The sequence below is a fragment of the Enterococcus sp. DIV0187 genome, from assembly GCF_051713785.1.
Classification (GTDB): domain Bacteria; phylum Bacillota; class Bacilli; order Lactobacillales; family Enterococcaceae; genus Enterococcus_A; species Enterococcus_A avium.
In genome coordinates this window covers 185,825-210,681 of sequence record NZ_JBIOQO010000001.1, presented here as the reverse complement: position 1 = coordinate 210,681, position 24,857 = coordinate 185,825, and the positions used below count along the sequence as shown (strand labels likewise).

Here is a 24,857-nt window from a genome sequence, read left to right as displayed (position 1 = left end):
TCCTATAACTTTATTTATACTTCTACAAAACCTGATTATAACGCAATTTTTTTGAAAACTCTACATTTCGCTACAAAGGTTTAAAAAAAGACTAGGCTTTCTTTGCCTAGTCTCACTATTCTTATAATACTTTTGACAAAAAATCAATCGTTCGAGGGCTTTTCGTGTGGTCAAAAACGTCCTCTGGAGTTCCTTCTTCTACAATCACACCGCCATCCATAAAGATGACACGATCGCCAACTTCCTTAGCAAATCCCATTTCGTGAGTCACGATCATCATGGTCATTCCTTCTTTAGCCAGCTGCTGCATAACTTCTAATACGTCGCCGACCATTTCAGGATCAAGTGCTGAGGTTGGTTCATCAAAGAGCATAACATCTGGTTGCATTGCTAATGCACGTGCGATAGCAATACGCTGCTGTTGTCCACCAGATAACGATTGCGGGTACGCCCCAGCTTTTTCCGACAAGCCCACTTTTTCAAGCAATTCCTTCGCGATCGTTTCCGCTTCAGCTTTTGCCAATCCTTTAACCTTAATCGGTGATAAAGTGATATTGTCTAAAACCGTCATATTGGGAAATAAATTGAACTGTTGAAAAACCATCCCCATTTTTTCACGTGTTTTAAAAATGTCATTCTTTTTATCAGTAATATCTGTTCCTTCGAATCTAATAGTGCCTGAAGTCGGAACCTCCAATAAATTGACACATCGTAAAAACGTGCTTTTTCCAGAACCAGAGGGCCCGATAATCACGACCACTTCGCCTGAGAGAATCTCCGCAGATATATCCTTCAGGACTTCATTGTCACCAAATTTTTTATTTAGATGTTCAATTTGAATCAATGCTTCTGTCATTATATTCACCTCTGCTCCTTATCGCTGATAGCCTTTTCCAAGTTTTTTCTCCCACAGATTTACTAAACGGGAAGTGATGAAGGTCATCACGAAATAAACGGCCGCAGCGACAATTAATGGTTCTAAAGGAATATAAGAGTTTGAGACAACGATTTGGGCAGAGCCCATTAATTCATTGATCCCAATCGTTGCAAGCAAAGATGAATCCTTAATCAAAGTAATAAATTCATTTCCTAATGGCGGTAGGAGGTTTCTCAACGCTTGTGGTAAGATCACATAACGCATTGTTTGCGCTGGACGCAATCCTAATGAATGCGCAGCTTCCGTCTGACCATAATTCACCGCTGTAATACCGCCACGAATGATTTCTGCAACATAGGCTCCAGAATTCAAAGATAGGACAATCATCCCTGGAAATAAGCGACTCAGACTAACTGTTAACACCCCGACATCTAAATCTTTGGAAGGAAAAAAGCCTTGTAAAATTAAAAAGCCGATTGTAATTTGTAATAACATCGGAGTGCCGCGAAGCACTTCGATGTAGATATTTGCTAACCAGTTTAAGGGCTTGTGTTTAGATAACTTTAATAGTGCCATTGCAAGACCGATTAAAGTCCCAAGACAAACTGTTACTAGCGAGATAATAACAGTAATTCCTGCTCCTGAAACGAAATAAGATAAGTATTTATCCAAAAAAGAAAAGTTCAAAACCTGTTTCCCCTATTCTTCTGCTGATTTTTCGGCTAATTCATGATTTTGTTGAACATATTCATCAATCTTGCCTTCATCATTCAACTTTTTGATAATCTTATTAATTTCTGCTTGTAGTTTATCACTGCCATCTTTTGGTAAAGCAATTGCGAAGGCTTCATCTTCATTTGCCTTTAAATCAATATTAGCGATCATTAATTCAGGATTTTGTTGGACATAAGATTCTGCGATTGTTTTTTCTACAACCATTGCATCTAACGAACCGCTGTTCACTTCAATCACCATGTTTGGTACTTTTTCGATTGAAACAAGTTTGGCATCTTTAATTTGTGTTTTTACAACATCCTCTTGAATCGAACCTTTTTGCGCACCGACATTTTTATCTTTTAACGTATCTAAACTTGTAAATTTATTTTCATTCTTTTTATTGATAATCACTACTTGTGGCGGATTGTAGTAGTTATCCGTAAAATTAAATTGTTCCTGACGTTCTTTTGTAGCAGAAATCGCTGAGATAGCGATATCCGATTTTCCTTCCTTCAATGAAGCTAAAACAGTGTTAAAGCTCATGTCTGAAACTTCCGCCTTGACTCCTAATTGCTTGGCAATCTCATTGACTAAATCGATATCTGCACCGACAATTTTATCTTTACCGTCCACCATGGTATGGAACTCAAACGGTGCATAGTCCGCTGAAGTTGCCACCTTTAATACGCCTGCTTTTTTGATTGCTGCCAATTGATCCTCTGTTTTAGCACTTGATGAGTCCGATGATTTATCGCCGCCTCCACCACATGCTGCTAAGGTAAATAATGCTACTAATGTCATGACTAAGCCGGTAATCTTTTTCATCCTAATTCCTCCTATTTTTGAATGCTTTTTTCAATGAATTTATTATAGCATGTAATTTTCATAAAACAAGCATTTTTATGTATAAATATTAAAATATTTTTGGATATAAGTTCTATTGTTGCATATATCCCACCCTTAAATGTATAAATATTTTTATCATGATTGATAGAAAACTTCTGACTACTCTCAATTTTCATTATATAAAAACAAAGACGACGGCCTTTGCCGTCGTCGGATGTTTGGTTAAAATTTACGAAATCGTTGATATCTATTTTCGATCAATTCTTTAGTAGAAATTTTTGATAACTCAGTAATTTTTTCAATCAATAATTTTTTCATCATGCGAATAACCTTATCTTCACTGAGTTTTTTTCCCTTCAACGTTTCAGGAATAACTCGGTCAATAACATCTAGCTCTAAAAGCTCAGCTGCGGTAATTTTCATCAGCTCTGCCGCCTCATCCGCGCGCTTTCCATCTTTCCAAAGAATCGATGCAAAGCCTTCGGGTGAAAGAATCGCATAAATGCTGTATTCCATCATCCAGACTTCATCAGCTAAAGCCAAGGCTAAAGCACCTCCACTACCGCCTTCTCCAGTTACAATCGAAATAATTGGTACTTTTAAATCAGACATTTCCATAAGGTTACGAGCAATGGCTTCCCCCTCGCCACGCTCTTCGGCTTCAACACCGCAGAAAGCTCCAGGCGTATTCACGAAGCAAATCACAGGTCGCTTGAATTTTTCTGCCTGCTTCATTAAACGTAACGCTTTGCGATAACCTTCAGGATTGGGCTGACCGAAATTACGCGCCATATTTTCTTTTAGATCGTTTCCTTTTTGAATCCCGATCACAGTGACTGGCTTTCCTGTAAGATTCGCAATTCCGCCAACGATCGCAGGATCATCACCGAATAAACGATCACCATGGAATTCTTGAAAATCGGTAAAAATTTTTTCGAAATAATCCAGACTAGTCAGACGTTCTTGATGTCTCGCTAATTTTACAATTTCTCCAGCAGTCAGACCCATTATTCGCACCAGCCTTTCTGTTGATGGAATGATAATAATTGCGTTAAACGATCGCGCAGCTCTAAACGCGGAACGATCTGATCAATAAACCCATGCTGCAAAAGAAATTCCGCTTTTTGAAAATCATCCGGCAGTTGTTGACGAATCGTCTGTTCGATCACTCGTCGACCAGCAAATCCAACTAAAGTTTGTGGTTCAGCTAAGATAATATCGCCTTCCATCGCGAAACTAGCGGTCACGCCACCAGTTGTCGGATCAGTTAAGACAGTAATATAAAGTAAGCCAGCATTACTATGACGCTTAACCGCCGCCGAAATTTTAGCCATTTGCATTAAAGAAAAAATTCCTTCTTGCATTCGAGCACCGCCAGAAGCCGTAAAAAGCACGACTGGTAATTCTTCAACGATCGCTTTTTCAAAGAGTCGTGTGATTTTTTCACCAACCACAGTTCCCATACTGCCCATAATAAAGTTAGCATCCATTACACCGATTGCAACATTTTGATCATTAATCGTTGCTTTGCCTGTTATAACAGCTTCATCCAACCCAGTTGCTTCTTTTGTTTTATCGATTTTAGCCAAATACCCAGGAAAATCAATCGGATTTTTTTGAACTAAATCATTGTCCCAATCGATAAAACTTTTTTCATCAATCGTCAATGCCAATCGTTCCCAAGCGCTGATTCGAAAGCTGTATCCACAGTGAGGACAAACTTTTTCGGCACCCATCTCTTTTTTATAGAGTGTTCGTTTACAATTTGGACATTTCGCCCACATATCGTCAGGGACAGTTGGCTTCGTTGTCGGTACACTGTCGCGATTAGGATTGATCCGAATGTAGTTTTTTTTCTTATTAAAAAGGCCCACCTAAATTCCTCCTACTCGCTTTGTTGCCATTCAGGTAAAAATGTTTTTTGTAAGAAGCTTGTATCATAATCTCCAAATAAAACACTTGGGTGGCTGATCAGATCCATTTGGAATTCAACGTTCGTAATCACACCATCTGAAACAAATTCACCTAAGGCTCTTTGCATCTTCATTAGAGCATCAAAACGGTCTTCTCCGTGAACGATAATCTTCGCAATCATTGAATCATAATATGGTGGGATTGTTACTCCGCTGTACATCGCACTGTCTACGCGTAAGCCTAAACCACCGCTTGGTAATAGCAACGTTTTGATTTTCCCTGGAGAAGGCGCAAAATTGAACGCTGGATTTTCAGCATTGATCCGACACTCGATAGAATGGCCCTGAAATTTTACGTCTGATTGTTTTAAACCTAAAGGCTCGCCAGCAGCAATCTTGATTTGCTTTTTGACAATATCGATTCCCGTGATCATTTCTGTGATGGGATGCTCCACTTGGATACGCGTATTCATCTCCATAAAGTAGAAATTGCCCTCTTCATCACGTAAAAACTCAATTGTTCCAGCGCTTTCGTAATTTACAGCCTTTCCTGCCTTAACAGCAATATCTCCAAGCATCTTACGATTCTCTTCGCCAATCACTACAGAAGGCGCTTCTTCTAAAACCTTTTGATTGTTCCGTTGTAATGAACAATCTCGTTCGCCTAGATGGATGACCTCACCCTGCTGATCCCCAAGAATCTGCACCTCAATATGGCGCGCTGGGTAAATAATTTTTTCCATATACATCGCATCATCGCCAAAAGCTGCTTTAGCTTCTGATTTCGCAGATAGAAAATGTTTTTCAAGTTCACTTTTCTTAGGAACTTTACGAATGCCTTTCCCGCCTCCGCCAGCAGCAGCTTTCAGCATGACTGGATAACCGATTCTATCTGCTAGCTTTTCAGCTTCCTCTAAAGTATCGATCGCTCCATCACTGCCGGGAATGACTGGAACACCGGCTTCTTGCATCAATTGTCGCGCGTGGATTTTATTTCCCATCGCGTCGATGGTTTTTTCACTTGGTCCGATAAATTTGATATTGCATTCGGCACACATCGTTGCAAACAAACTATTTTCTGACAAGAAACCAAAACCTGGATGGATTGCTTCTGCATTGGTCACAATTGCTGCGCTTAAAATTTCCTGCATGTTTAAATAGGATTCGCTTGAACGAGCCGGACCGATGCAAATCGCTTCGTCCGCCATCTCAGTGTGTAATGCTTCTTTATCCGCCTCAGAATAAACCGCAACTGTCTGAATTCCTAATTCACGACAGGCACGGATGATTCGTACGGCAATTTCGCCACGGTTGGCGATCAAAATTTTTGAAAACATAGACATCTATCCAATCATAAAAGTCAATTCTGCTTCGGCTACTTTTTTGCCATCGACATACGCGATGCCTTTTCCGCAACCAGCTGAAGAACGAACTTTTGTTAATTCTACTTCTAATACTAAAGTATCTCCCGGAACGACTTTCTTACGGAATTTCGCTTTATCGATTCCTCCAAAATAAGCTGTTTTGCCTTTGAACTCCTCCATTGATAATAAAGCGACAGCACCTGCTTGGGCCATTGCTTCAACGATTAATACACCAGGCATTACTGGTTCATGAGGGAAATGTCCTTGGAAGAATGGTTCATTAACAGAAACATTTTTCTTTGCTTTGATACTTTTACCTGCTTCTAATTCTTCTACGCGATCGATCAACAACATTGGATAGCGATGCGGGATAATTTCTTTAATTTCTTCAATTGTTAGCATTTTAAATCCTCCTCGTTCATATTAACGGATTGTTTTTTTATCAGTCTGATTTTCTCTACGTAGCCTAATTCACTAAAGTTAGAAACGCGAAGAATTGGGAAAATAAAATCAATTCAAAAAACAACCTTTTAATTGTCGTTGGCATCCGAGTCCACTAACCATTAAAAACACCCAAGTGTAACTCACAACGAACAGCCTATTTAACCAATTCGGAATAGTGGTTGGCCGTATTCAACAACGTCTTCATTTTCTACTAAGATCTCAGTAACAGTGCCATCAAAATCACTCGTGATTTCATTTAGCAATTTCATTGCTTCAATGATGCAAACAGTTTCTCCCTGTTTCACTGAATCACCAACTGATTTATAGGCCTCTTGATCTGGAGATGGCTGTAAGTAGACAATCCCTACGATTGGTGAAGTGATAACTTGACCTTCTCCTTTTGCCACAGTTGGTGCTGCTTCCGGTTCAACCGTTGTCGAACTAGTCGAAGTTGCTACAGCGACTGGCGCTTCCACGGATTGTTCCGTTTGACTAGGTGCCGCAGTTTGACGATTTATTTGATTTTTATTCATATATAATTCAAAACTGCCCTCTCGTAAATCAAATTCAGTGAGGCTCGAATCGTTGAATTGATTCAGCAGTTCTTTGACTTCGTTGATTTCCATTGTTATGCCTCCCAGCGTTTCAAACAAATCACAGCGTTGTGACCGCCAAAACCTAGAGAATTACTTACAGCGTAGTTGACTGTTGTTTCTTTTGCTTCATTGATTACAACATTTGCTACAACCTCTGGATCGATCTCTTTAATATTTGCAGTTGGTGGAATAAATTGATGTTGTAAAGCCATTAGGGATGCTACCGCTTCGACTCCGCCAGCACCGCCCAATAAGTGGCCAGTCAACGATTTTGTACTGCTGACATAAGCATTGTCAGTCAATGCTTTCGCAATCGCTCGACTCTCAGGAACATCATTAGGTGGCGTACTTGTACCGTGAGCATTCACATAATTCACTTCTTCTGGCTGAATTCCAGCCTCTTTAATTGCTTCAGTAATCGCTCTTGCAGCACCATCACCATCAGGTGTAGGCGATGTCATATGGTATGCATCACAGGTTGCACCATAACCAACAACTTCACCTAGAATTTTTGCACCGCGTTTTTGCGCATGGTCTAAAGATTCCAAGACCAAGACACCGGCACCTTCTCCCATCACAAATCCGTTACGATCTTTATCAAACGGAATGGATGCACGAGCAGGGTCTTCCGAAGTGCTCAAAGCTGTTAAAGCCGCAAAACCAGCTATTCCAATTTTATTAATACATGATTCAGCACCACCAGCGACAATTACATCAGAATAGCCATGCTTTATATTTCTAAATGCTTCACCGATTGAATGTGTGCCACTAGCACAAGCTGTTACAGTACTAGTACAAATTCCTTTTGCACCAATTCGTAATGCCACATTTCCTGCAGCCATATTAGCAATAGCCAAAGGAACAAACATTGGTGATACTCGAGCGGGGCCCTTTGCATCCATTTTTAGTACCTGATCTTGGATTGTTCCCAAACCGCCAACACCAGAGCCAATCATCACGCCAAAACGTTCCATGTTTTCCTCTTCTGTGTTAATACCGCTCATTTCTAACGCTTCAAGAGCAGAATAGATGGCATACAATGAATAAGTTTCCATCCGTTTCGTATCTTTTTTAACAAAATATTTTTCCAAAGGGAAATCCTTGACTTCTGCTGCTACTGAGATACCCGTTTCGCTGGCATCAAAACGTGTGATCGGTCCAAAACCATGATTTCCTTCTTTTAAATTCTTTAAAAATGTCTCTTCATCGTTACCAATTGGTGATGCGACACCAAAGCCTGTAATTACAACACGATTCATTTACTTCCTTCCTTTCTTTACATGACCATTCCGCCATCCACATTTAGCACTTGGCCAGTGATGTAGCTGTTTTGAGCTAAGAATAACGCAGCATTCGCCACATCCTCTACACTGCCGAAACATTTCAACGGGATTTGACCTTCCATTTGTTCTTTTACTTTATCGTTTAATTCATCTGTCATATCTGTTTTGATAAAACCAGGAGCGATCGCGTTGCAGGTGATGCCTCGCGGAGCAACTTCTCTAGCTACCGCTTTAGTAAATCCAATCACACCAGCTTTACTCGCTGCATAATTGCTTTGTCCAACATTTCCGATCAGACCAACCACACTAGAAAGGTTGATGATCACACCAGCGCGTTTTTTCATCATTTTTTTCAAAACTTGCTGGGTCATGTTGAAGGTTCCCTTCAAATTGATATCCATAACCGCATCGAAATCTTCCGGTTTCATGCGTAAAAGCAACTGATCCTTCGTGATACCAGCATTGTTGATCAAAATATCGATCGAGTCCAACGACTCTTCACATTCCTTAATCATTCTGCCCGCTTCATCGAATGAGCTGATGTCTCCGCAAATACTAATGCATTTTACGCCGAACGCTTCGATTTCAGCAATCTTGTCTGCTGGAATTTCCTTTCGACCGTTCAAAACGACATTTGCACCTGCTTGAGCAAAAGTCTTTGCGATGCCCCAGCCGATTCCACGACTACTGCCGGTAATAAACACTGTTTTATTCGTTAGTTCCATTCGATCCTCCTAATTCATTTTAAGGAATTTATTCTCACTACTCATACTATTCACCTAAAAAACTGACCGTCTCAGCTAATGTCTTTACATCTTCTACACGACTGGTTGCTAACGTGCGATCAATTTTCTTGATAAAGGCCGTCAAGACTTTTCCAGGACCAATCTCAATCAATTGCGACACACCAAGTTCTTTCAGAGTTACAATACTATCACTGAAACGAACTGGCGACATGACTTGTTTTGTCAAAAGCTCCACGACTTGATCCTGTGGCATAATTTCCGCTGTCGTATTTGAAATCACAGGCACTTGCATTTCATTAAAAGTGATTGTCTGCAATACTTCGTTTAGACGCTTGCTGGCTGGTTCCAATAGCGCTGTATGGAATGGTCCACTGACATTCAATGAAATCATCCGTTTTGTTCCAGCAGCTTGCAATAATTCTTCCGCTTTTTCAACTGCGGCCACTTCACCGCCAATCACGATTTGTTGCGGAGTATTATAGTTTGCTGGCGAAACAATACCTAAAGCCGAAGCTTGCTTACAGCAGTCTTCAATGATCTCTGCTGGCGTATTCATCACAGCCACCATTTTCCCACTGCCAGTCGGTGCTGCTTCACTCATAAATTGCCCTCGTTTGTGAACCAACTGAACGGCGTCACTGAATGCTAATGCACCAGAAGCAACTAATGCTGTATACTCTCCTAAACTCAATCCTGCAACTGCATCAGCCTGATAGCCTTTAGTCCTTAACACACGTAAAAAAGCGGTGCTGACTGTTAATATTGCTGGTTGCGTATATTTCGTTTCGTTAAGCTGGTTATTTTCTTCGAAGCATAAATTCTCCATCGAAAAACCTAGCAGATCGCTGGCTTCTTCAAACGTTTCCTTCACAATTGTTTCTTGCTGGTACAACTCTTTACCCATCCCGACATATTGAGCGCCCTGCCCGCTGAACAAGAATGCTGTTTTCATGATCGTCTCCTAATAGCAGGAAAGGCCAGGCCTTACGCCTAGCCTTTTCCCGAAATTTTATTAATTAAGCGTTTTGTTGTTTTTCAACATATTCAACTAAATCTTTAACTGTTGTGATGCCATCTTCTGTTTCGATTTTCACATCAAATTCGTCTTCGATTTCGTTGATGATTTGGAATAAATCTAAGCTGTCTGCTTCAAGATCTTCTTGGATATTTGTTTCTAATTTAACTTCCTCTTTTTCTACCCCTAGTTCTTCTACGATAATGTCTTGGATTTTTTCGAATGTCATAAGTTGTTTCCTCCGATAATTTTAAGTTTTAGTTTTTATATTTTTAACAAACTTACAGCTGGATAAGTAGGTTTCCCCACGCTAATCCACCGCCATAGCCTGTCAATACCACTTTTTGATTGCTATTTAATGACAAAATATTTGCTTCAATGAGTTCATCCAATAAAATGGGGATGCTCGCCGCTGAAGTGTTCCCATAATTCATCAGATTCATGGGGAATTTTTCAATTGGCTCATTCATTTTACGAGCAATTTTTTCAATGATTCGTTTATTGGCTTGATGCAGCAGATAATAATCAACTGTTTCTTCACCAATAAATTCCTTCAAACTTTTAGTGACATCATTCAAGGCGAAATTCCAGATGCCGCGACCGTCCATTGCTAAGGCCGCACTCGTTTCTGGTCCTTCATGGAAAATATTACTGTTTTTGCGGAAACCAGATGTCAACGAATTGGCGCGCTCACCATCTGCTCGCAACATTTGCTTTATAATAGAAGCTTTTTCATTTGCTTCTAGCAAAACACCCGCTGCACCATCACCGAAAAGAACTGCAGAAGAACGATCCTGCCAATCCAACAACTTCGAAGTTTTCTCACCGCCGATCACAATGCCTCGTTGCATTCCCGCACGCATAAAATTTTCAGCTGTCGCCAGTGCATAGACAAACCCCGCACAAGCGGCTGCAATATCGAAGGCCATTGCTTGTTTAGCTCCAAGTTCTCCTTGTACCTGACAAGCGACAGAAGGAGAAGTGTAATCTGGTGACATCGTTGCAACGATAATGAAGTCTAAATCTACTGGATCAATCCCAGATTTATCAATCAATTTTTTTGCAACCAGCGCACACATATCTGAAGTATTTTCAGTTTCTGCAATGTGACGCTGTTTAATTCCAGTACGTGATTGAATCCATTCATCAGAAGTATCCATCCATTCAGCCAAGTCATCATTACTCACGATTTTCTTAGGTAAATAACGGGCTGTTGCGGTTATTTTTCCGAAACTCATACTCATTTGATCTCCTCTAAGTAACTATATAGATTCACTAGCGCCTTTAAGAAAACCTCTTGTTCATCCTCATCTAAATCCTTGATGGCACTTTTGACCATTTCATGATGAAAATGTTGATGAATACGAAAAACGAGTCTTCCTTTTTTCGTTAGACCTAATTTGACAACGCGGCGATCATCCTCACTGCGAATTCGTTCTACATAGCCCTTTTTCACTAAGCGATTGATCGATGTCGTTAAAGTCCCAACAGTTACTAATAGCTCTCTAGCAACCTCCGTGGTCGTTTTCTTCTTGTACATCCCGATCGCATCAATGGTATGCATCTCCGTGATCGTCAAATCGCTGAATTGTGATTTTTTTAGTTCGTTTTCTTCAATCGACAAAACGTCGTTGAAAATTGAAACTAAATAGGTATTTAATTCTTCCCAGTTTCTTTCCATGTCCTCACCTAATTAGTTTGATTATCAAATCATTTGATGTTCAAACTATATCTTATTTTTTTTCTGAATGCAACAAGATTTTTTCAATTAACCAAAAATTAATGATTAACACTCAATATAGATAAATCTAGTCATAAAAAAATACTTTGGCTGTCAAAGTAATTAAAAAAAGAACCGCATATTAGCGATTCTTAAATATAGCGATTATTTAATGTAATCATGGTTGCGAGTAAAACAGTCAACATACATAAAGACAAAATCATATTAATTTTTTTATTCGACAAACTCAAGATTTTTTCTTTACTGGAAAATAGCGGAACAATGAGTAAACTTCCTGGGATAAAATATCTTCCTTGGACACCTTCAATAGAGCTTTTGCGATTAACCTTATTCCATATCTGATACAAAGCAAAAAAAGTAAGAAATATATATGCGACAATTCCTAATATCATCAATACACGTTGGAGGATCAATAAAGAATGATCTCCCTCTTGTTGGACTAGGCAGCCGATGGTCAGACTGATAAAATAAATAATCACCCAATGCCATCCCAGTGGCGTATCTAACCATCCAAAATTTCCGACAAAAGAATAGATGATGCCATCCCCTTTTATTCCAAATAGATAATTCTCGAAAAAATTTACGAAAAATATCTGGGGATTATTGAGAAACGCTTTTACCTGAGCTTCAGGATTTGCAAAATCACGATAAAGAAGCTGTTGATCGATCATTAATTTATTCCAGGAAACATAAAGTAAAATACTAATAAGAAAAATTCCTATACCCCAAATACCCTTTCTTTTTAGATCCAAAGTTTTGTTAGGGATTAAAAAGAACAATATTCCTAATACGATTAACGTTGGTTTCATCAAGACAAGGCTCACCATCATCAGAGCGCTGACTAACATTTGTCGATCTGTTATTTTTGCCTCGCTAATTAATTTCAACATCCAAGAAGTAAAGAAAAAACTTCCAGCAATTATCATACCGTCGCCTGAAACAGAAGAGGTCAAAAATAAGGCCATTGGATTCAGCGCAAGTATTGCTGCTCCCCACTTAGAAAAAGGGAAAATTTTAAGGGCGAAAAAAACAATAAAAATATAAAAAATTAAATTGAACACTCTCGCTGAATAGTATTGCCAGACATAGTTTTTTTGAAATAATTTCCCAATCTGAATGCCTATTAATTGAGGTATATAATTAATAAACGAATAGTTGGTAATACCACCAGTACCAATAAACATTTTTTCTGCAATATTTTTTTCTTTTATCTGGTAGGGAGGTTTAGACTCTTTTCCTTGTGTCTGATTAGCATACTCATTCATTTTGTAAATTTCAGAAGAGACCTTAAATCCATATTCTCCCCAGGTTGAATTTCCTTTTTTACTAGAAGTTGAAGACTTTTCTCGTGGACGAATTTTAAAATCCGAAAAAGCTTCTGCTTTTACATAATGCCCAATCTCATCTGGCGCTTGCAGTGGAGGAATTGTCTTTATCATCAACACACCAAAAAAACTTGAAAAAACTAAAAAGAATTTTAGAACGTAGGGGAGTTCAATGAGCCTTTTGATTTTTTCTTTCATGCTATTTTTTATTTGTTTTACCATAATTCCTCCTTGAAAAAAGAAACACGTAATTTTTATAAAATAATTATATCAGTAATTGAGAATACTGAATATGTATAGTCACAATCTATATTACACTTATTTTAATTCAAAAAAGAAGCGGGAGTTCCGCTTCTTAAACATTCCGATGCATGGGTATTGAATTATTATTTGGATGAACCAGTAAATATTGAATGACATCGATATTGCTGGCCTGAAATGATGCTGCACAAGCTTGCAAATATAAATCCCACATTCGATAGAAAACTTCGTCTTTTTGCTCCATAACTTTGTCAGCAACTTGATGGAAATTTCTTGTCCAATGTTCTAAGGTTAATTGATAATCACGTCGCAAGCTTTCAAGATCAATTAATTGTAAATCGTTTTCTGTGATATGTCCGACTAATTCCGTCACACCAGGAATATACCCGCCTGGAAAAATATATTGATTAATCCACGCATTTTTCGCACCGCCTTGCTGACGACTGATACCATGGATCAAAGCCGTACCATTTGGCGCTAAATGTCGTTTGATCACTTTGAAATATTCTTGCAAATTTTCGGCACCAACGTGTTCAAACATACCGACACTTGTAATATGATCGAAAGTTCCAACTAAATCACGGTAATCCATAAGTTCTACTGAAACAGTATCTTCTAGTTGTTCTTTGGTGATTATTTCTTGGATATGCTGATATTGCTCCTCGCTTAACGTAATACCTTTAGCCTTGACCTTATATTCTTTCGCGGCTGTCAAAATCAACGTACCCCAACCACAACCGATGTCTAACAATGTTTCACCTGGTTGAATAAATAGTTTATCTAAGATGTGATGAACTTTATTTATTTGTGCTTGTTCCAAAGTATCGTTTGGCGACTCAAAAAATGCACAAGAATAGGTCAAAGTATGATCTAGCCACATCTCATAAAAATCATTTCCTAAATCATAGTGACTATGAATATCATGAGCGGATTGCTTTTTTGTGTGCTTTTCCTTTGGCATCCATTTCTTAAAATTCGTATTATGAAAAAAACCATCCGCTTGATTATAAACATCATAAATCAATGCCTGCAGGTCGCCCTCGATCTCGATTTTCTTTTCCATATAAGCTTCGCCTAATGCTAATGAAGCATTATTTATGAGTTCTTTAACAGGGATCTTTTCGTTGAAAATAATTTTGAAGATTACTTCACTTTCAGAATCACCATACTCTTTCACAGAACCATCCCAGAAAGTAACTTGCGTTCTCTTTGAAAAAGATGGCTTAAATAGTTGATTGTATACTTCTTTGTCTAACATATCATTACCTCCTCATAATATCTTCTGACTAAATCTTAATAAGTTCAAAAGATTTGACCTGAGTTGGCTTAAAAAATAGGAATTACTCATAAAATTATAATCAAAAATTATCTGAAAACCCTTTAGTCCAAAGAAAAAGGTGACCATCTAAAAATAGGAAGTAATGAAGCTACTAGTCTGAGTAGCACTCTTACTAACTATTAGTTAAACAAGTAAAAATGTGTACAAAAAAAACGGGTTTCCCCGTTTTATTGAATCAAATCATAAATTTCCATCGCAACAATATCGATGTTATCAAATTGATAAGATTGTTTGCTGTCGCTTTCAGTCAGCTCAAATGTTTCTGTCGTATTATCATAAGTTACAGTACATTTTTCTACGCCCTCTTTTTCAAAACGACGTACTTGTACTTCATTATCAGTCGATTCAGTCATTGCTTCTAAGCGTTTAATAATGGCAACTAATTGTGAATGTTTCATCTAGGTGCCCCCCTTCTTCTCAATTCTGTCTTATTGTATCAAATCCGACCGTATCTTGCATTGATTTTCATCAATAAATTTATGTTTTTTTTACTAAATCTAACTTAAGATTTCGACCACCATAATTTAATTAATGCTTGTGTCCCGTCATTGTCGAATCCTTGGTCAGCTAACCGTTCATATAATTCAGTCGCTAATTTTGTTGCAGGGAGGTTTAAGTGCATCTTCTCTGCTTCATCTAAAGCAATTTTTAAGTCTTTGATAAAATGTTTGACGAAAAAGCCAGGGGAGTAATCAGCTTTTAGAATCCGTGGTGCATAATTGCTCATAGACCAATTTTGTGCTGCGCCGCCACCTAATGTCTCCAAAACTTTCTCTACATCTAAGTTCGCCGCCTTAGCGTAGACCAGCATTTCTGTCATCCCCGTCATCGTTCCAGCAATCATGATCTGATTTGCCATTTTTGTGTGCTGACCAGCACCAGCTTTTCCTTGAAGAGAATAGCTTTTGCCCATAATATCGAAAAGAGGTACAACACTATCGTATACTGCTTGATCTCCGCCTACCATTATCGATAATGTTCCATTCTGAGCCCCTAAATCCCCCCCGGATACCGGAGCGTCTAAAGCTGCTGCGCCCTCTTTTTTAGCTGTTTGATAAATCTTTTCAGCCAGCGTTGGAGTTGAAGTTGTTAAATCAACCAAAATCTTATCTTTAACCTCTACTGAGAAGATTCCGTTTGCGCCATAATAAATTTCTTCTACATCGCTAGGATAGCCTACCATTGAAAAAATAATTTCACTAGCATTCGTAACTTCTGCTGGTGTCTCTTGCCAAATCGCACCTTGGGCAACTAATTCATCTGTTTTGCTTTTTGTACGATTGTACACCATCACTTCATGACCCTTTGCTAAAAAATGTTTAACGATTGATTTTCCCATTACACCAGTACCGATAAATCCTATTCTCATGCTATTAACCCTCCATAATAAAAAATAATCCACCTCCAGTATACATGAAGAGGTGGATTTCAGCTTTATTTATCTTCGTTGTTTCTAAGGGAATTAATTCGAACCCGCATTTTTTGAACTGTTCGACTAGGCAATCTTACTTCCGTATAGTTTTCAGCATAATAAGCAATCATCTCTTGATAGAACTTGATCATCTCATCACCGAAGCGCTCAGCCGAAATTTCCATTAGTTTTTTTTGTTGGACCCTAGGATCTATAGCGATCTGTTGTTGAACATAACTAACAAAACTTTCACTAAAATCCGCATCCTGTTCAAATGTGATTCCCAAAGACTCATCGTTTAACAATTGATTTAAGTAATCATTTCCTTCAACAATGCATTGTGTCCCCGACGCAATTGCTTCGGCGTAGGTCAAGCCTTGTGTCTCTGAAGTAGAGGCGCTAACAAAATAATCTGCAGCATGATAATAATATGCGACATCCTCATGAGGAACTTCTCCAGTAAATTGTATATAGTCTTCGACACCTAATTGACGACTTAACTCTTCTAAATCTTCACGATAAGGCCCCTTGCCAACAATTACTAGTCGAGCGTTAGGATAACTCATTAAAACCTCCGGAAATTGTTGAACAATGACATGGATATTCTTTTCATAAGAAATCCGGCTCAATGATAAAATCATCAAATCATCTGTGTGTAATCCTAACTTATCCCGCAGCTGATCTGTATCTTTCTTCGTTATATCAGCTCGTGAAAATCTAGATACATCAATGCCTGTAGGAATAATTCGCATTGGAACATCAACTTCATAACGCTTTAGTGTGTCCACCACACGTTTACTAGGGCACACGACGCCAGTTGAGTGATTAACAAACATTTTTATGAAATGCTTAACGTGAGATGGTCTTACGACTTTCCCATTCGCAATATAGTGAAGATAGTCTTCATACATCGTATGATAGGTATGAATGACTGGGATACGCAAACGATTTGCTACCATTTTCCCTAAAAATCCGGTCCCAAACTCTGTATGTGTATGAATGATCTCTAATTCTAATTCCTTGGCAATTTGATAAGCAAACCAAAGACCACGGACTACAATCCGCCGATCTGTAAAGGATATAAAAGGAACGCTAGGCATACGTACAATATCCTTTTCAAATTCATCTGCATCGGGATCTGTCGTCGTAAAAATATAAACCTCATGGCCTTGCTTTTCCAGTTCATTTTTTAGTGTTCTAATTGATGTTGCTACCCCGCTGACCTGGGGAAAATAAGTGTCTGTAAAAAAACCGATCCGCACGTCCACTCCTCCAAACTATTTTGTAACTTTTGCATAGACCTGATGATCATACGGCAGCTCCAAAACCGCTTGATAAACAGATTTCAACTCTTCACCAATTTGCGTAATACTTTTTTCCTGAGCTGTTCTAAAACCAGCCATAGAAAGATTAGGTAAACGATGATTGACTAATTGATGAATCAATTGTTCAAATTCTTGATTGTTATCCCCCATATAGCAATTCTTTCGATCCTCCATCCAACCATCGTAGACAGGAATATTTCTTAATAAGACCTGCTGCTGACTAGCTAAGGCTTCTAGTACAACAATCCCTTCAGTTTCTTCATAAGAAGGAAAGAAGAATAAATCAGTTCCCGAATAGGCCCCTTCAATCAAATCTCCATTGATATAGCCAGGAAAAATAACATTTTTGGGGTGTGCTTTTTTTACAACGTGTCTAATATTCGCCGGGATCGAAATCATTGGTACATCACCAAACCAAATAAATGTATATTCAGGCATTTTCTCTGCAATCTTAACAAAATCTAGAATTCCCTTGCGTTCAAAAAAGAGTCCCACACAAATGATGACCTTTTGCGTTTCCGTCAAATTAAAATGTTTCCTAAAGGCTGCTTCTTTATGTTCGTCAGGATAGTATTTTTTTAAATCAATCCCATTTGAAATAGCCGAGATCGGCTGAGTTAAGCCATAACTGCGCAACAATTTTTTTGAATAGGGTGTCGGCGTAATTAAATGATCTGCTTGTTCGTATAAAGTGACAAGCCATTTTTTGAACAAGGGCGCAACCTGATTCGACCCAACAAATGAATTTCGAAAATCCTCTTCAGTTGAATGTGCGTGAAAAACAACTTTTTTACCGAGTCTTTTGGCTTTTTTTACTAAACGTAAGCTTTTCGGTCCATACGTATTAATATGTAAAATATCATAATCAGTCGCTTTAGGGTCCAATGTATAATCAATGCCCATGGAGCTTAACGCTCTTTTTTGGTGGCTAAGCGCTCGTCCAATGCCAGATTTACCAATTACATTCTGACCTTCAAAGTATAATAATATTTTCATAAGCGCCTCCTTCTACATTTCACTATGATGACTCTTTGCATAATTATTTTTATTTTCTCGATTCACTTCTTAAAGCAGTAAGCAAATCGAAAATTGACTTCCTTCTAAAACAAATCAATTATATCATAAGCATTTCAGCTTTTTCTCAACCTATAGTCTGATTTTACAATGAAAACGTTTGCTTCGTTTTTTTTTAAGAAGATATGTAAAAAACCGTTGCCTTTAAAAGGCAACGGTTCAATAAACCATTTTTATTTTACATATTCTTCTACTAATTCTTGAACTTCTTCCATTGTATCGCATTCTTTCAATGCTTTTTCAGCTAATTCAGCCATCTTAGTTGTTGTTAGACGTTTCATCAAGCTACGAGTTCTAAGCACAGATGTAGCACTCATAGAGAACTCATCTAAGCCCATACCCATTAACAATGGAACAGCAGTTTGATCGCCGGCCATCTCGCCGCACATACCAGCCCATTTTCCTTCAGCGTGTGCTGCATCAATCACGTTTTTGATTAAGCGTAGAATTGATGGGTTATATGGTTGGTAAAGGTAAGAAACGCGTTCGTTCATACGGTCAGCTGCCATCGTGTATTGAATTAAGTCATTTGTTCCGATACTGAAGAAATCAACTTCTTTGGCAAACTTGTCAGCTAGTACAGCTGCAGCTGGAATTTCGATCATGATTCCGACTTGGATCGTATCAGAAACTTCCACGCCTTCTTTAACCAATTTTTCTTTTTCTTCGTTGAACATTTTCTTCGCTGCACGGAATTCTTTTAATGTCGCAACCATTGGGAACATGATGCGTAAGTTACCATGAACAGAAGCGCGCAACAATGCACGTAATTGTGTACGGAACATGTCATCGCCTAGTTCGGATAGACTAATACGCAATGCACGATAACCCAAGAATGGATTCATTTCGTGAGGTAATGTTAAATAAGGTAACTCTTTGTCTCCCCCGATATCCATTGTACGAACTACGACTGGTTTGTCGCCCATGCCTTCTAAAACGGCTTTGTAAGCTTCAAATTGATCGTCTTCTGTTGGAAAATCTGAAGAGTCCATATATAAGAATTCAGTACGGTACAAGCCGATCGCTTCAGCGCCATTATTATGAACGCCTTCAAGATCTTTTGGTGTACCGATGTTTGCTGCTAATTCAAAATGCTTGCCATCAGCTGTAACTGTTTCTGCATCCTTTAATTTTTCCCATTCTGCTTTTTGCGTTGCGTAAGCTTCGCCAGCTTTTTTGTATTCAGCCGCTTGTTCTTCAGTTGGGTTAACGATCGTTTCACCGATGATTCCATTAACTGCCAGTACATCGCCTTCCTTTACTTTAGAAGTGATTTCTTTCGTACCAACGATTGCTGGGATTTCTAATGAACGAGCCATAATTGCTGAGTGAGACGTACGTCCGCCAATATCAGTAACAAAGGCTTTAACAAAATTTTTATCTAGTTGAGCAGTATCACTTGGCGTCAAGTCATGCGCTACAACGATAACTTCTTCGTCGATCATTGATGGATCTGGCAAAGATACTCCTAATAAATGCGCCATAACACGTTTCGTTACGTCGCGAATATCCGCTGCACGTTCTTGCATATAAGCGTTATCATCCATTGCCTCGAACATGCCAATATACATATCAGTTACTTCTTTAAGTGAGCTTTCAGCATTCACTTTGTTATCTTGAATATGTTGCTTAATTTGACCAATCATTTCTGGATCTGAAAGAACCATTAAATGAGCATCAAAAACTTGTGCTTCTTCTTCACCTAAGCTTTTCGCTGCTTTATCCCGAATTTTTTCTAATTCAGCAGAAGAAGCCGCCAAAGCGTCGTCTAAACGCTTTTCTTCGGCAGCAGTGTCTTCTACATTATTTTGTTTGAAAGATAAATCCGGTTGTACTAGCAGATAAGCTTTCGCAACGGCAACTCCGTCACTTGCGGCAATACCTTTTAGTAATTCAACCATTATTCAGATAATCCTTCTTTCTTCATTGTTTCTACGATTGCTTCCATTGCTTCTTTTTCGTCAGCACCTTCAGCAGAGATAGTCACGTCAGAGCCTTGGCCAACACCTAGAGACATAACTCCCATGATTGATTTAAGGTTAACTGATTTTCCTTTATACTCTAAGTTAATATCAGAGTTAAATTTGCTTGCAGCTTGCACCAATAAAGTTGCGGGACGTGCATGAATCCCTGTTTCTGCTACTACGTGAAAATCTTTTTTTTCCATATTGACCGTTCTCCTTTATAAAAAAAAATGTTTTTTTATGTTAGGGCTTTAATGATAACATCCATCTTTTTGAGCCCTTCATTTTCTTAGATTACCATTTTTTTGCGGTGGATACAACAATTTTAATCGATTTATTCTCTCAATTTGTATGCCCTTTCTTAAAATATCTTGATTAACTGTTTAAACCCTTATTATTCTTGTTTTCATCTTTTTTACATAACAACTATGACTTGTGAAAAAAGTAATTGTCCATTCATTTTAGCACTCTATATCTCTGTCTGCTAAAAAATGAAACAAACTGTTTGCATTTATTGAGATTCTCGCTATAATTATTCTTAAGGTCAGTAAAAGTCAAACAACTGATCAGCGTATCTTTTTACGAGATTCGCTTACTCGATGTACAATGGAAGAAACAATTAACTGTTGAAAGGGTGAAAAAAATGCTTTGCCAAAATTGTCATGAAAATGAAGCAACGATTCATTTATATGCAAATGTCAATGGTCAACGAAAGCAATTAGATTATTGTCAAAATTGCTATCAAAAATTGAAGAATCAAGCTGGAGGTGCGCCGCAAATGGCAGGAAATGATCCTTTTGGTTTTGGAAGTTTAGATGACTTGTTCCGCTCTATGTCTCAACAAATGCAACAGCGTCAAGGAGCTGCGGATCAAACACCACCTACCCAATTCGGTGGCGGAAATGGTATTAACAATCAACCACCCCGGAATAATGGTGGCGGTCTATTAGGTGAATACGGAATTAATATCACAGGATTGGCTCGTGAAGGAAATATCGATCCAGTCGTTGGTCGAGACGATGAAATTCAACGCGTCATCGAAATTTTAAATCGCCGGACAAAAAACAATCCGGTTCTTATCGGAGAACCCGGTGTTGGTAAAACAGCGGTTGTTGAAGGATTGGCTCAAAAAATCGTTGACGGCGATGTACCACAAAAATTAATGGACAAGGATGTTATCCGTTTGGATGTTGCTTCGCTTGTTCAAGGTACTGGAATCCGTGGTCAATTTGAAGAACGGATGCAGAAATTGATCGAAGAAATACGTCAAGCTGAAAATATTATCCTCTTCATCGATGAAGTACATGAAATTGTTGGTGCGGGTGCCGCCGGAGATGGCAACATGGACGCTGGTAATATCTTAAAACCTGCTTTAGCTCGTGGCGAATTGCAGATGGTTGGCGCCACCACGTTAAACGAATACAGAATCATTGAAAAAGATGCGGCGCTAGAACGTCGGATGCAACCTGTTCGAGTGGAAGAACCATCTGTTCAAGAAACGATCGAAATTTTGAAGGGTTTACAGCCACGCTATGAAGATTATCATCATGTAAAATATACGGATGATGCTATCAAAGCAGCAGCTGAGCTTTCAAATCGTTACATTCAAGACCGCTTCTTACCGGATAAAGCCATTGATTTGCTAGATGAAACAGGTTCAAAGAAAAACTTAACGATTCAAATCGTCGATCCAAAGACGATTGACAAGAAATTAGCGGAAGCTGAACAACAAAAATCACAAGCTTCTCAAGAAGAAGATTTTGAAAAAGCCGCTTACTACCGTGATCAAATCAATAAATTGCAAAAAATGAAAGATCGTCAATTGACGGATGAAGAAACACCGGTCATCTCTGAAAAGGACATGGAGCAGATCGTTGAAAAACGGACTGGCATTCCAGTGGGCGAACTTAAAGAAAAAGAACAAACACAATTGAAGAATCTTGCCGTCGACTTGAAGCAACACGTTATTGGACAAGATGAAGCAGTCGATAAAGTAGCCAAAGCTATTCGTCGTAATCGTGTCGGTTTGAATAAGAAAAATCGTCCAATTGGTTCTTTCCTGTTTGTTGGACCTACTGGTGTTGGTAAAACTGAGCTGGCTCGTCAACTAGCTGAAGAACTATTTGGCTCTAGTGATTCCATGATTCGCTTTGATATGAGTGAATATATGGAAAAACACAGTGTCTCTAAATTGATCGGTTCTCCTCCAGGTTATGTTGGATACGAAGAAGCTGGACAATTGACCGAGCAAGTTCGTCGTCATCCCTACAGTTTAATCTTACTAGATGAAATAGAAAAGGCACATCCTGATGTACTTCATATGTTCTTGCAAATTCTTGATGATGGACGTTTAACTGATTCTCAAGGTCGAACAGTCAGCTTTAAGGACACGATTATTATCATGACTAGTAACGCTGGAACTGGCAAGATCGAAGCCAATGTCGGTTTCGGAGCTGCAAGAGAAGGAACTACCCGCTCTGTTTTGGGTCAACTAAAAGACTTCTTTGCTCCTGAGTTCTTAAACCGTTTTGACGGTATCATCGAGTTCAGCTCACTGTCAAAAGAAAACTTGATGAAAATCGTTTCGCTTATGCTAGATGATGTCAACGAAATGTTGGCTTCGCAAAAACTTCATATTGATGTACCAGATAATGTCAAAGAAAAATTAGTAGATCTTGGCTATGATCCTGCAATGGGAGCTCGTCCATTACGTCGGACGATTCAAGAAAATATCGAAGACGGAATCGCTGAATTCTATTTAGATCATCCAACGATTACCGATCTAAAAGCAAAGCTTGATAAAGAAGATCATATTGTGATCACGTCAAAGCCTGAACGCTTAGCCAAAGAAGATAAAGTTTAAAAGGAAAGGATTCTCTCTCGCGAGAATCCTTTCCTTTTTACCAAATTTTTCAAATATTCTAATAAAAGTGAGCAACATCCTTCTTTTTTCTTAATCTTTCTTATATAATTACATTATGGAGTAAGGTTTAGGAAGAAGGTGTTTCAGGATGAAACTTATTAACGTGACCAATAGTCATTCGCAATTGGTTTATAATCAACTGGAAAACACTGATGCAAACATGATTAAAGTCTATACCATCGGCAATACGACTGTGATTTATACAGATGCCTATAAGCATGCCGAAATTGTATTAAAAAACGATAATCGAAACATCCTGCCATCAGAAGTTGATTTTGTACATAAATATTTTAAAAGAAAACTAGACAAGGGAACTTATGATTTCGCAAATATCTCTTACTTGGAGTCCCCTGGTTTAATTGAAATGTCGATCAATAAAAAATAGTTGGAGCTAAAAAAACTTAGCTTCAACTATTTTTTGTTGATTCTCTTAGCAATAATCGGTAATTGTAGAATTCCTACAAAGGCCAAAATTTCAATCCATTGAATCACTGGCACACCTGCCCCTGTATAAATCATCATAAACATATCCTTACGTTCTGGTGCCCAAGAGCAAAACCATGAAACACCAATAATAAAAATTAAATATGACAATGTTAATCCTAGTAAGAGCAATAACAATCCGCGAAAAATTTTTAACTGTGCCTTTGAAAAAAGGCTGCCCACTAAGATTATTAAAACCCCAAATCCACATAAAACTAACCAAATTAGATTTAAATCACGATAAATTTGAATGATACGATTAGATAACTTTGCAGAATTTGTAATTTTAACCGGCTCAGAACAAGGCTTATTCACATCTTGCCAGTTTTCAGCAAAAGATTGATTTAGTAATTTTTCTGCTTTAGCTACATCCTCTTTTGGCCCAAGGGTTGTGTCTGATCCCTGACCATAGTTTTTGTAAAAAAGATTATACTTCAAACCGCTTTGCATGAAATCCCCTACTGATGGCAGGTCTTTCATTAATTTGCCGTCTCCCGTAGCAGTAAGATAAATCTCTTTTTTCTCTTTAATTTGTCCATTTTTGTATGCTTTGGCTAATTCTGTGTCAACTTTTTCCCAAAATCGTTCTGTTTTTTTTTCCGTCCTTATAATACCCAGCCTGATCTGCAGCATCTCTTAATGCCCAAAAGACGATATCGCCAGCGATATCTTCGCCACCGCTCCAAGGACTTCCTTGATAAATCCAGTCAATATTTTTTTCGATTGATTTAAGTGTCGGTGAAGCCGCTTCAGCCTTTTTCAATGCTTTTTTTGATACCCAGACCTTGCTGTTCGTTTGATTCAAATTTGTCCCATCATCCATGCGAATTAACTGCTTTGAGACATTGGCAAAAGCTCCACCTGTCCGGTCATTAACCACGGCGATTCCATAATGCTCTTCGTTTATTTTTTCAAGTAACTTTGTTGTAGAAAAAAGCAAAACGAAGGGTAACACACAAAAAATTAACTTAGCCAATTGCCTTTTCGTAAAGTAGAATTTTTTGATAGCTATACGGATATTTTTGATTTTGAAGCTAGAATCATTTTCAAAAATGACAGAGCCGGCAATAATCAATAAACCGACACTCGCTAACGGTAACAACCATAATGAATCTTCTCGTATATACCAATAAAAAGAAAAAATTATTGATAAGCCCAGAGACCACAAAATAAACGGTTTTAGCTTTCCATTTCTTCTAAAATATAATCC

Annotated in this window: 26 protein-coding genes; 2 read left to right on the top strand and 24 right to left on the bottom strand. The window is 38.4% G+C overall.

The window, feature by feature from the left end:
* Positions 1–121 precede the first annotated feature (121 nt).
* The 22 genes from IGI52_RS01060 to IGI52_RS00955 form a co-directional block, all read right to left on the bottom strand.
* Positions 122–856, bottom strand: coding sequence for an amino acid ABC transporter ATP-binding protein (locus IGI52_RS01060; protein WP_438780163.1), 735 nt, complete (start codon positions 854–856; stop codon positions 122–124).
* An 18-nt stretch (positions 857–874) separates the two neighbouring features.
* Positions 875–1,564, bottom strand: a complete 690-nt coding sequence (locus IGI52_RS01055) for an amino acid ABC transporter permease (protein ID WP_438780162.1) — start codon at positions 1,562–1,564, stop codon at positions 875–877.
* A gap of 12 nt (positions 1,565–1,576) precedes the next feature.
* Complete coding sequence (locus IGI52_RS01050; protein WP_102872617.1) at positions 1,577–2,419, bottom strand: transporter substrate-binding domain-containing protein; 843 nt, start codon at positions 2,417–2,419, stop codon at positions 1,577–1,579.
* A 243-nt stretch (positions 2,420–2,662) separates the two neighbouring features.
* The gene (locus tag IGI52_RS01045; RefSeq protein ID WP_438782205.1) at positions 2,663–3,448 is read right to left on the bottom strand and encodes an acetyl-CoA carboxylase carboxyl transferase subunit alpha; all 786 of its coding nucleotides are present in this window, start codon (positions 3,446–3,448) and stop codon (positions 2,663–2,665) included.
* Positions 3,448–4,314, bottom strand: coding sequence for an acetyl-CoA carboxylase, carboxyltransferase subunit beta (gene accD, locus IGI52_RS01040; protein WP_102872616.1), 867 nt, complete (start codon positions 4,312–4,314; stop codon positions 3,448–3,450). Before accD ends, IGI52_RS01045 begins: the two co-directional genes overlap by 1 nt.
* 11 nt (positions 4,315–4,325) lie before the next feature.
* Positions 4,326–5,690, bottom strand: coding sequence for an acetyl-CoA carboxylase biotin carboxylase subunit (locus IGI52_RS01035; RefSeq protein ID WP_270267985.1), 1,365 nt, complete (start codon positions 5,688–5,690; stop codon positions 4,326–4,328).
* 6 nt (positions 5,691–5,696) lie between these two features.
* Positions 5,697–6,119, bottom strand: coding sequence for a 3-hydroxyacyl-ACP dehydratase FabZ (gene fabZ / locus IGI52_RS01030; protein ID WP_016180646.1), 423 nt, complete (start codon positions 6,117–6,119; stop codon positions 5,697–5,699).
* Positions 6,120–6,319: 200 nt separating this feature from the next.
* Complete coding sequence (gene accB, locus IGI52_RS01025) at positions 6,320–6,787, bottom strand: acetyl-CoA carboxylase biotin carboxyl carrier protein (RefSeq protein WP_438780161.1); 468 nt, start codon at positions 6,785–6,787, stop codon at positions 6,320–6,322.
* A 2-nt stretch (positions 6,788–6,789) separates the two neighbouring features.
* A complete protein-coding gene (fabF, locus tag IGI52_RS01020; RefSeq protein ID WP_016180644.1) occupies positions 6,790–8,016 on the bottom strand; it encodes a beta-ketoacyl-ACP synthase II in 1,227 nt (408 codons plus the stop codon).
* A 17-nt stretch (positions 8,017–8,033) separates the two neighbouring features.
* Positions 8,034–8,765, bottom strand: coding sequence for a 3-oxoacyl-[acyl-carrier-protein] reductase (fabG, locus tag IGI52_RS01015; RefSeq protein WP_016180643.1), 732 nt, complete (start codon positions 8,763–8,765; stop codon positions 8,034–8,036).
* 46 nt (positions 8,766–8,811) lie between these two features.
* On the bottom strand, positions 8,812–9,738 hold the full coding sequence (gene fabD / locus IGI52_RS01010) for an ACP S-malonyltransferase (protein WP_438780160.1): 927 nt from the start codon (positions 9,736–9,738) through the stop codon (positions 8,812–8,814).
* A 64-nt stretch (positions 9,739–9,802) separates the two neighbouring features.
* Positions 9,803–10,030: an acyl carrier protein gene (locus IGI52_RS01005; RefSeq protein ID WP_010746005.1), complete on the bottom strand. Its 228-nt coding sequence runs from the start codon at positions 10,028–10,030 to the stop codon at positions 9,803–9,805.
* Between the two features lie 52 nt (positions 10,031–10,082).
* Positions 10,083–11,045: a beta-ketoacyl-ACP synthase III gene (locus IGI52_RS01000; RefSeq protein WP_438780159.1), complete on the bottom strand. Its 963-nt coding sequence runs from the start codon at positions 11,043–11,045 to the stop codon at positions 10,083–10,085.
* Positions 11,042–11,482, bottom strand: coding sequence for a fatty acid biosynthesis transcriptional regulator FabT (gene fabT / locus IGI52_RS00995; protein WP_016180640.1), 441 nt, complete (start codon positions 11,480–11,482; stop codon positions 11,042–11,044). Before fabT ends, IGI52_RS01000 begins: the two co-directional genes overlap by 4 nt.
* Positions 11,483–11,673: 191 nt before the next feature.
* Positions 11,674–13,089 carry a DUF2142 domain-containing protein gene (locus IGI52_RS00990; RefSeq protein WP_438780158.1) on the bottom strand — a complete coding sequence of 472 codons (1,416 nt, stop codon included), beginning with the start codon at positions 13,087–13,089 and terminating at the stop codon, positions 11,674–11,676.
* Positions 13,090–13,222: 133 nt separating this feature from the next.
* Positions 13,223–14,386 carry a cyclopropane-fatty-acyl-phospholipid synthase family protein gene (locus tag IGI52_RS00985; RefSeq protein WP_311895324.1) on the bottom strand — a complete coding sequence of 388 codons (1,164 nt, stop codon included), beginning with the start codon at positions 14,384–14,386 and terminating at the stop codon, positions 13,223–13,225.
* A gap of 248 nt (positions 14,387–14,634) precedes the next feature.
* Complete coding sequence (locus IGI52_RS00980) at positions 14,635–14,865, bottom strand: YkuJ family protein (RefSeq protein ID WP_016180637.1); 231 nt, start codon at positions 14,863–14,865, stop codon at positions 14,635–14,637.
* Between the two features lie 104 nt (positions 14,866–14,969).
* Positions 14,970–15,869, bottom strand: a complete 900-nt coding sequence (locus IGI52_RS00975; protein ID WP_227150647.1) for an NAD(P)-dependent oxidoreductase — start codon at positions 15,867–15,869, stop codon at positions 14,970–14,972.
* Positions 15,870–15,901: 32 nt separating this feature from the next.
* A complete protein-coding gene (locus tag IGI52_RS00970) occupies positions 15,902–17,140 on the bottom strand; it encodes a glycosyltransferase family 4 protein (RefSeq protein ID WP_438780157.1) in 1,239 nt (412 codons plus the stop codon).
* Between the two features lie 15 nt (positions 17,141–17,155).
* Positions 17,156–18,199, bottom strand: coding sequence for a glycosyltransferase (locus IGI52_RS00965; RefSeq protein WP_438780156.1), 1,044 nt, complete (start codon positions 18,197–18,199; stop codon positions 17,156–17,158).
* Positions 18,200–18,450: 251 nt separating this feature from the next.
* A complete protein-coding gene (gene ptsP / locus IGI52_RS00960; RefSeq protein WP_016180633.1) occupies positions 18,451–20,178 on the bottom strand; it encodes a phosphoenolpyruvate--protein phosphotransferase in 1,728 nt (575 codons plus the stop codon).
* Positions 20,178–20,444, bottom strand: a complete 267-nt coding sequence (locus IGI52_RS00955; protein WP_010740408.1) for a phosphocarrier protein HPr — start codon at positions 20,442–20,444, stop codon at positions 20,178–20,180. Before IGI52_RS00955 ends, ptsP begins: the two co-directional genes overlap by 1 nt.
* A 440-nt stretch (positions 20,445–20,884) precedes the next feature.
* Between IGI52_RS00955 and IGI52_RS00950 the strand changes: the two genes are divergently transcribed.
* Both IGI52_RS00950 and IGI52_RS00945 read left to right on the top strand, forming a co-directional pair.
* Positions 20,885–23,104, top strand: a complete 2,220-nt coding sequence (locus IGI52_RS00950) for an ATP-dependent Clp protease ATP-binding subunit (RefSeq protein ID WP_070557921.1) — start codon at positions 20,885–20,887, stop codon at positions 23,102–23,104.
* Between the two features lie 148 nt (positions 23,105–23,252).
* Positions 23,253–23,549: a DUF1827 family protein gene (locus tag IGI52_RS00945; protein WP_016180631.1), complete on the top strand. Its 297-nt coding sequence runs from the start codon at positions 23,253–23,255 to the stop codon at positions 23,547–23,549.
* Positions 23,550–23,575: 26 nt separating this feature from the next.
* Here the strand turns inward: IGI52_RS00945 and IGI52_RS00940 are convergent, their stop codons facing one another.
* Positions 23,576–24,280 carry a hypothetical protein gene (locus IGI52_RS00940; RefSeq protein ID WP_438780155.1) on the bottom strand — a complete coding sequence of 235 codons (705 nt, stop codon included), beginning with the start codon at positions 24,278–24,280 and terminating at the stop codon, positions 23,576–23,578.
* Complete coding sequence (locus tag IGI52_RS00935) at positions 24,213–24,749, bottom strand: hypothetical protein (RefSeq protein ID WP_438780154.1); 537 nt, start codon at positions 24,747–24,749, stop codon at positions 24,213–24,215. The genes IGI52_RS00940 and IGI52_RS00935 overlap by 68 nt, the downstream gene beginning before the upstream one ends.
* Positions 24,750–24,857 lie beyond the last annotated feature (108 nt).

Excerpts from the sequence above, each read along its gene's own strand:
- IGI52_RS01060 (WP_438780163.1), bottom strand. The coding sequence starts at position 856 with ATGACAGAAGCATTGATTCAAATTGAACATCTAAATAAAAAATTTGGT.
- IGI52_RS01050 (WP_102872617.1), bottom strand. The coding sequence starts at position 2,419 with ATGAAAAAGATTACCGGCTTAGTCATGACATTAGTAGCATTATTTACC.
- IGI52_RS01045 (WP_438782205.1), bottom strand. The coding sequence starts at position 3,448 with ATGGGTCTGACTGCTGGAGAAATTGTAAAATTAGCGAGACATCAAGAA.
- IGI52_RS01035 (WP_270267985.1), bottom strand. The coding sequence starts at position 5,690 with ATGTTTTCAAAAATTTTGATCGCCAACCGTGGCGAAATTGCCGTACGA.
- fabZ (WP_016180646.1), bottom strand. The coding sequence starts at position 6,119 with ATGCTAACAATTGAAGAAATTAAAGAAATTATCCCGCATCGCTATCCA.
- accB (WP_438780161.1), bottom strand. The coding sequence starts at position 6,787 with ATGGAAATCAACGAAGTCAAAGAACTGCTGAATCAATTCAACGATTCG.
- fabF (WP_016180644.1), bottom strand. The coding sequence starts at position 8,016 with ATGAATCGTGTTGTAATTACAGGCTTTGGTGTCGCATCACCAATTGGT.
- fabG (WP_016180643.1), bottom strand. The coding sequence starts at position 8,765 with ATGGAACTAACGAATAAAACAGTGTTTATTACCGGCAGTAGTCGTGGA.
- fabD (WP_438780160.1), bottom strand. The coding sequence starts at position 9,738 with ATGAAAACAGCATTCTTGTTCAGCGGGCAGGGCGCTCAATATGTCGGG.
- IGI52_RS01005 (WP_010746005.1), bottom strand. The coding sequence starts at position 10,030 with ATGACATTCGAAAAAATCCAAGACATTATCGTAGAAGAACTAGGGGTA.
- IGI52_RS01000 (WP_438780159.1), bottom strand. The coding sequence starts at position 11,045 with ATGAGTATGAGTTTCGGAAAAATAACCGCAACAGCCCGTTATTTACCT.
- fabT (WP_016180640.1), bottom strand. The coding sequence starts at position 11,482 with ATGGAAAGAAACTGGGAAGAATTAAATACCTATTTAGTTTCAATTTTC.
- IGI52_RS00990 (WP_438780158.1), bottom strand. The coding sequence starts at position 13,089 with ATGGTAAAACAAATAAAAAATAGCATGAAAGAAAAAATCAAAAGGCTC.
- IGI52_RS00985 (WP_311895324.1), bottom strand. The coding sequence starts at position 14,386 with ATGTTAGACAAAGAAGTATACAATCAACTATTTAAGCCATCTTTTTCA.
- IGI52_RS00980 (WP_016180637.1), bottom strand. The coding sequence starts at position 14,865 with ATGAAACATTCACAATTAGTTGCCATTATTAAACGCTTAGAAGCAATG.
- IGI52_RS00965 (WP_438780156.1), bottom strand. The coding sequence starts at position 18,199 with ATGAAAATATTATTATACTTTGAAGGTCAGAATGTAATTGGTAAATCT.
- ptsP (WP_016180633.1), bottom strand. The coding sequence starts at position 20,178 with ATGGTTGAATTACTAAAAGGTATTGCCGCAAGTGACGGAGTTGCCGTT.
- IGI52_RS00955 (WP_010740408.1), bottom strand. The coding sequence starts at position 20,444 with ATGGAAAAAAAAGATTTTCACGTAGTAGCAGAAACAGGGATTCATGCA.
- IGI52_RS00950 (WP_070557921.1), top strand. The coding sequence starts at position 20,885 with ATGCTTTGCCAAAATTGTCATGAAAATGAAGCAACGATTCATTTATAT.
- IGI52_RS00945 (WP_016180631.1), top strand. The coding sequence starts at position 23,253 with ATGAAACTTATTAACGTGACCAATAGTCATTCGCAATTGGTTTATAAT.
- IGI52_RS00940 (WP_438780155.1), bottom strand. The coding sequence starts at position 24,280 with ATGCTGCAGATCAGGCTGGGTATTATAAGGACGGAAAAAAAAACAGAA.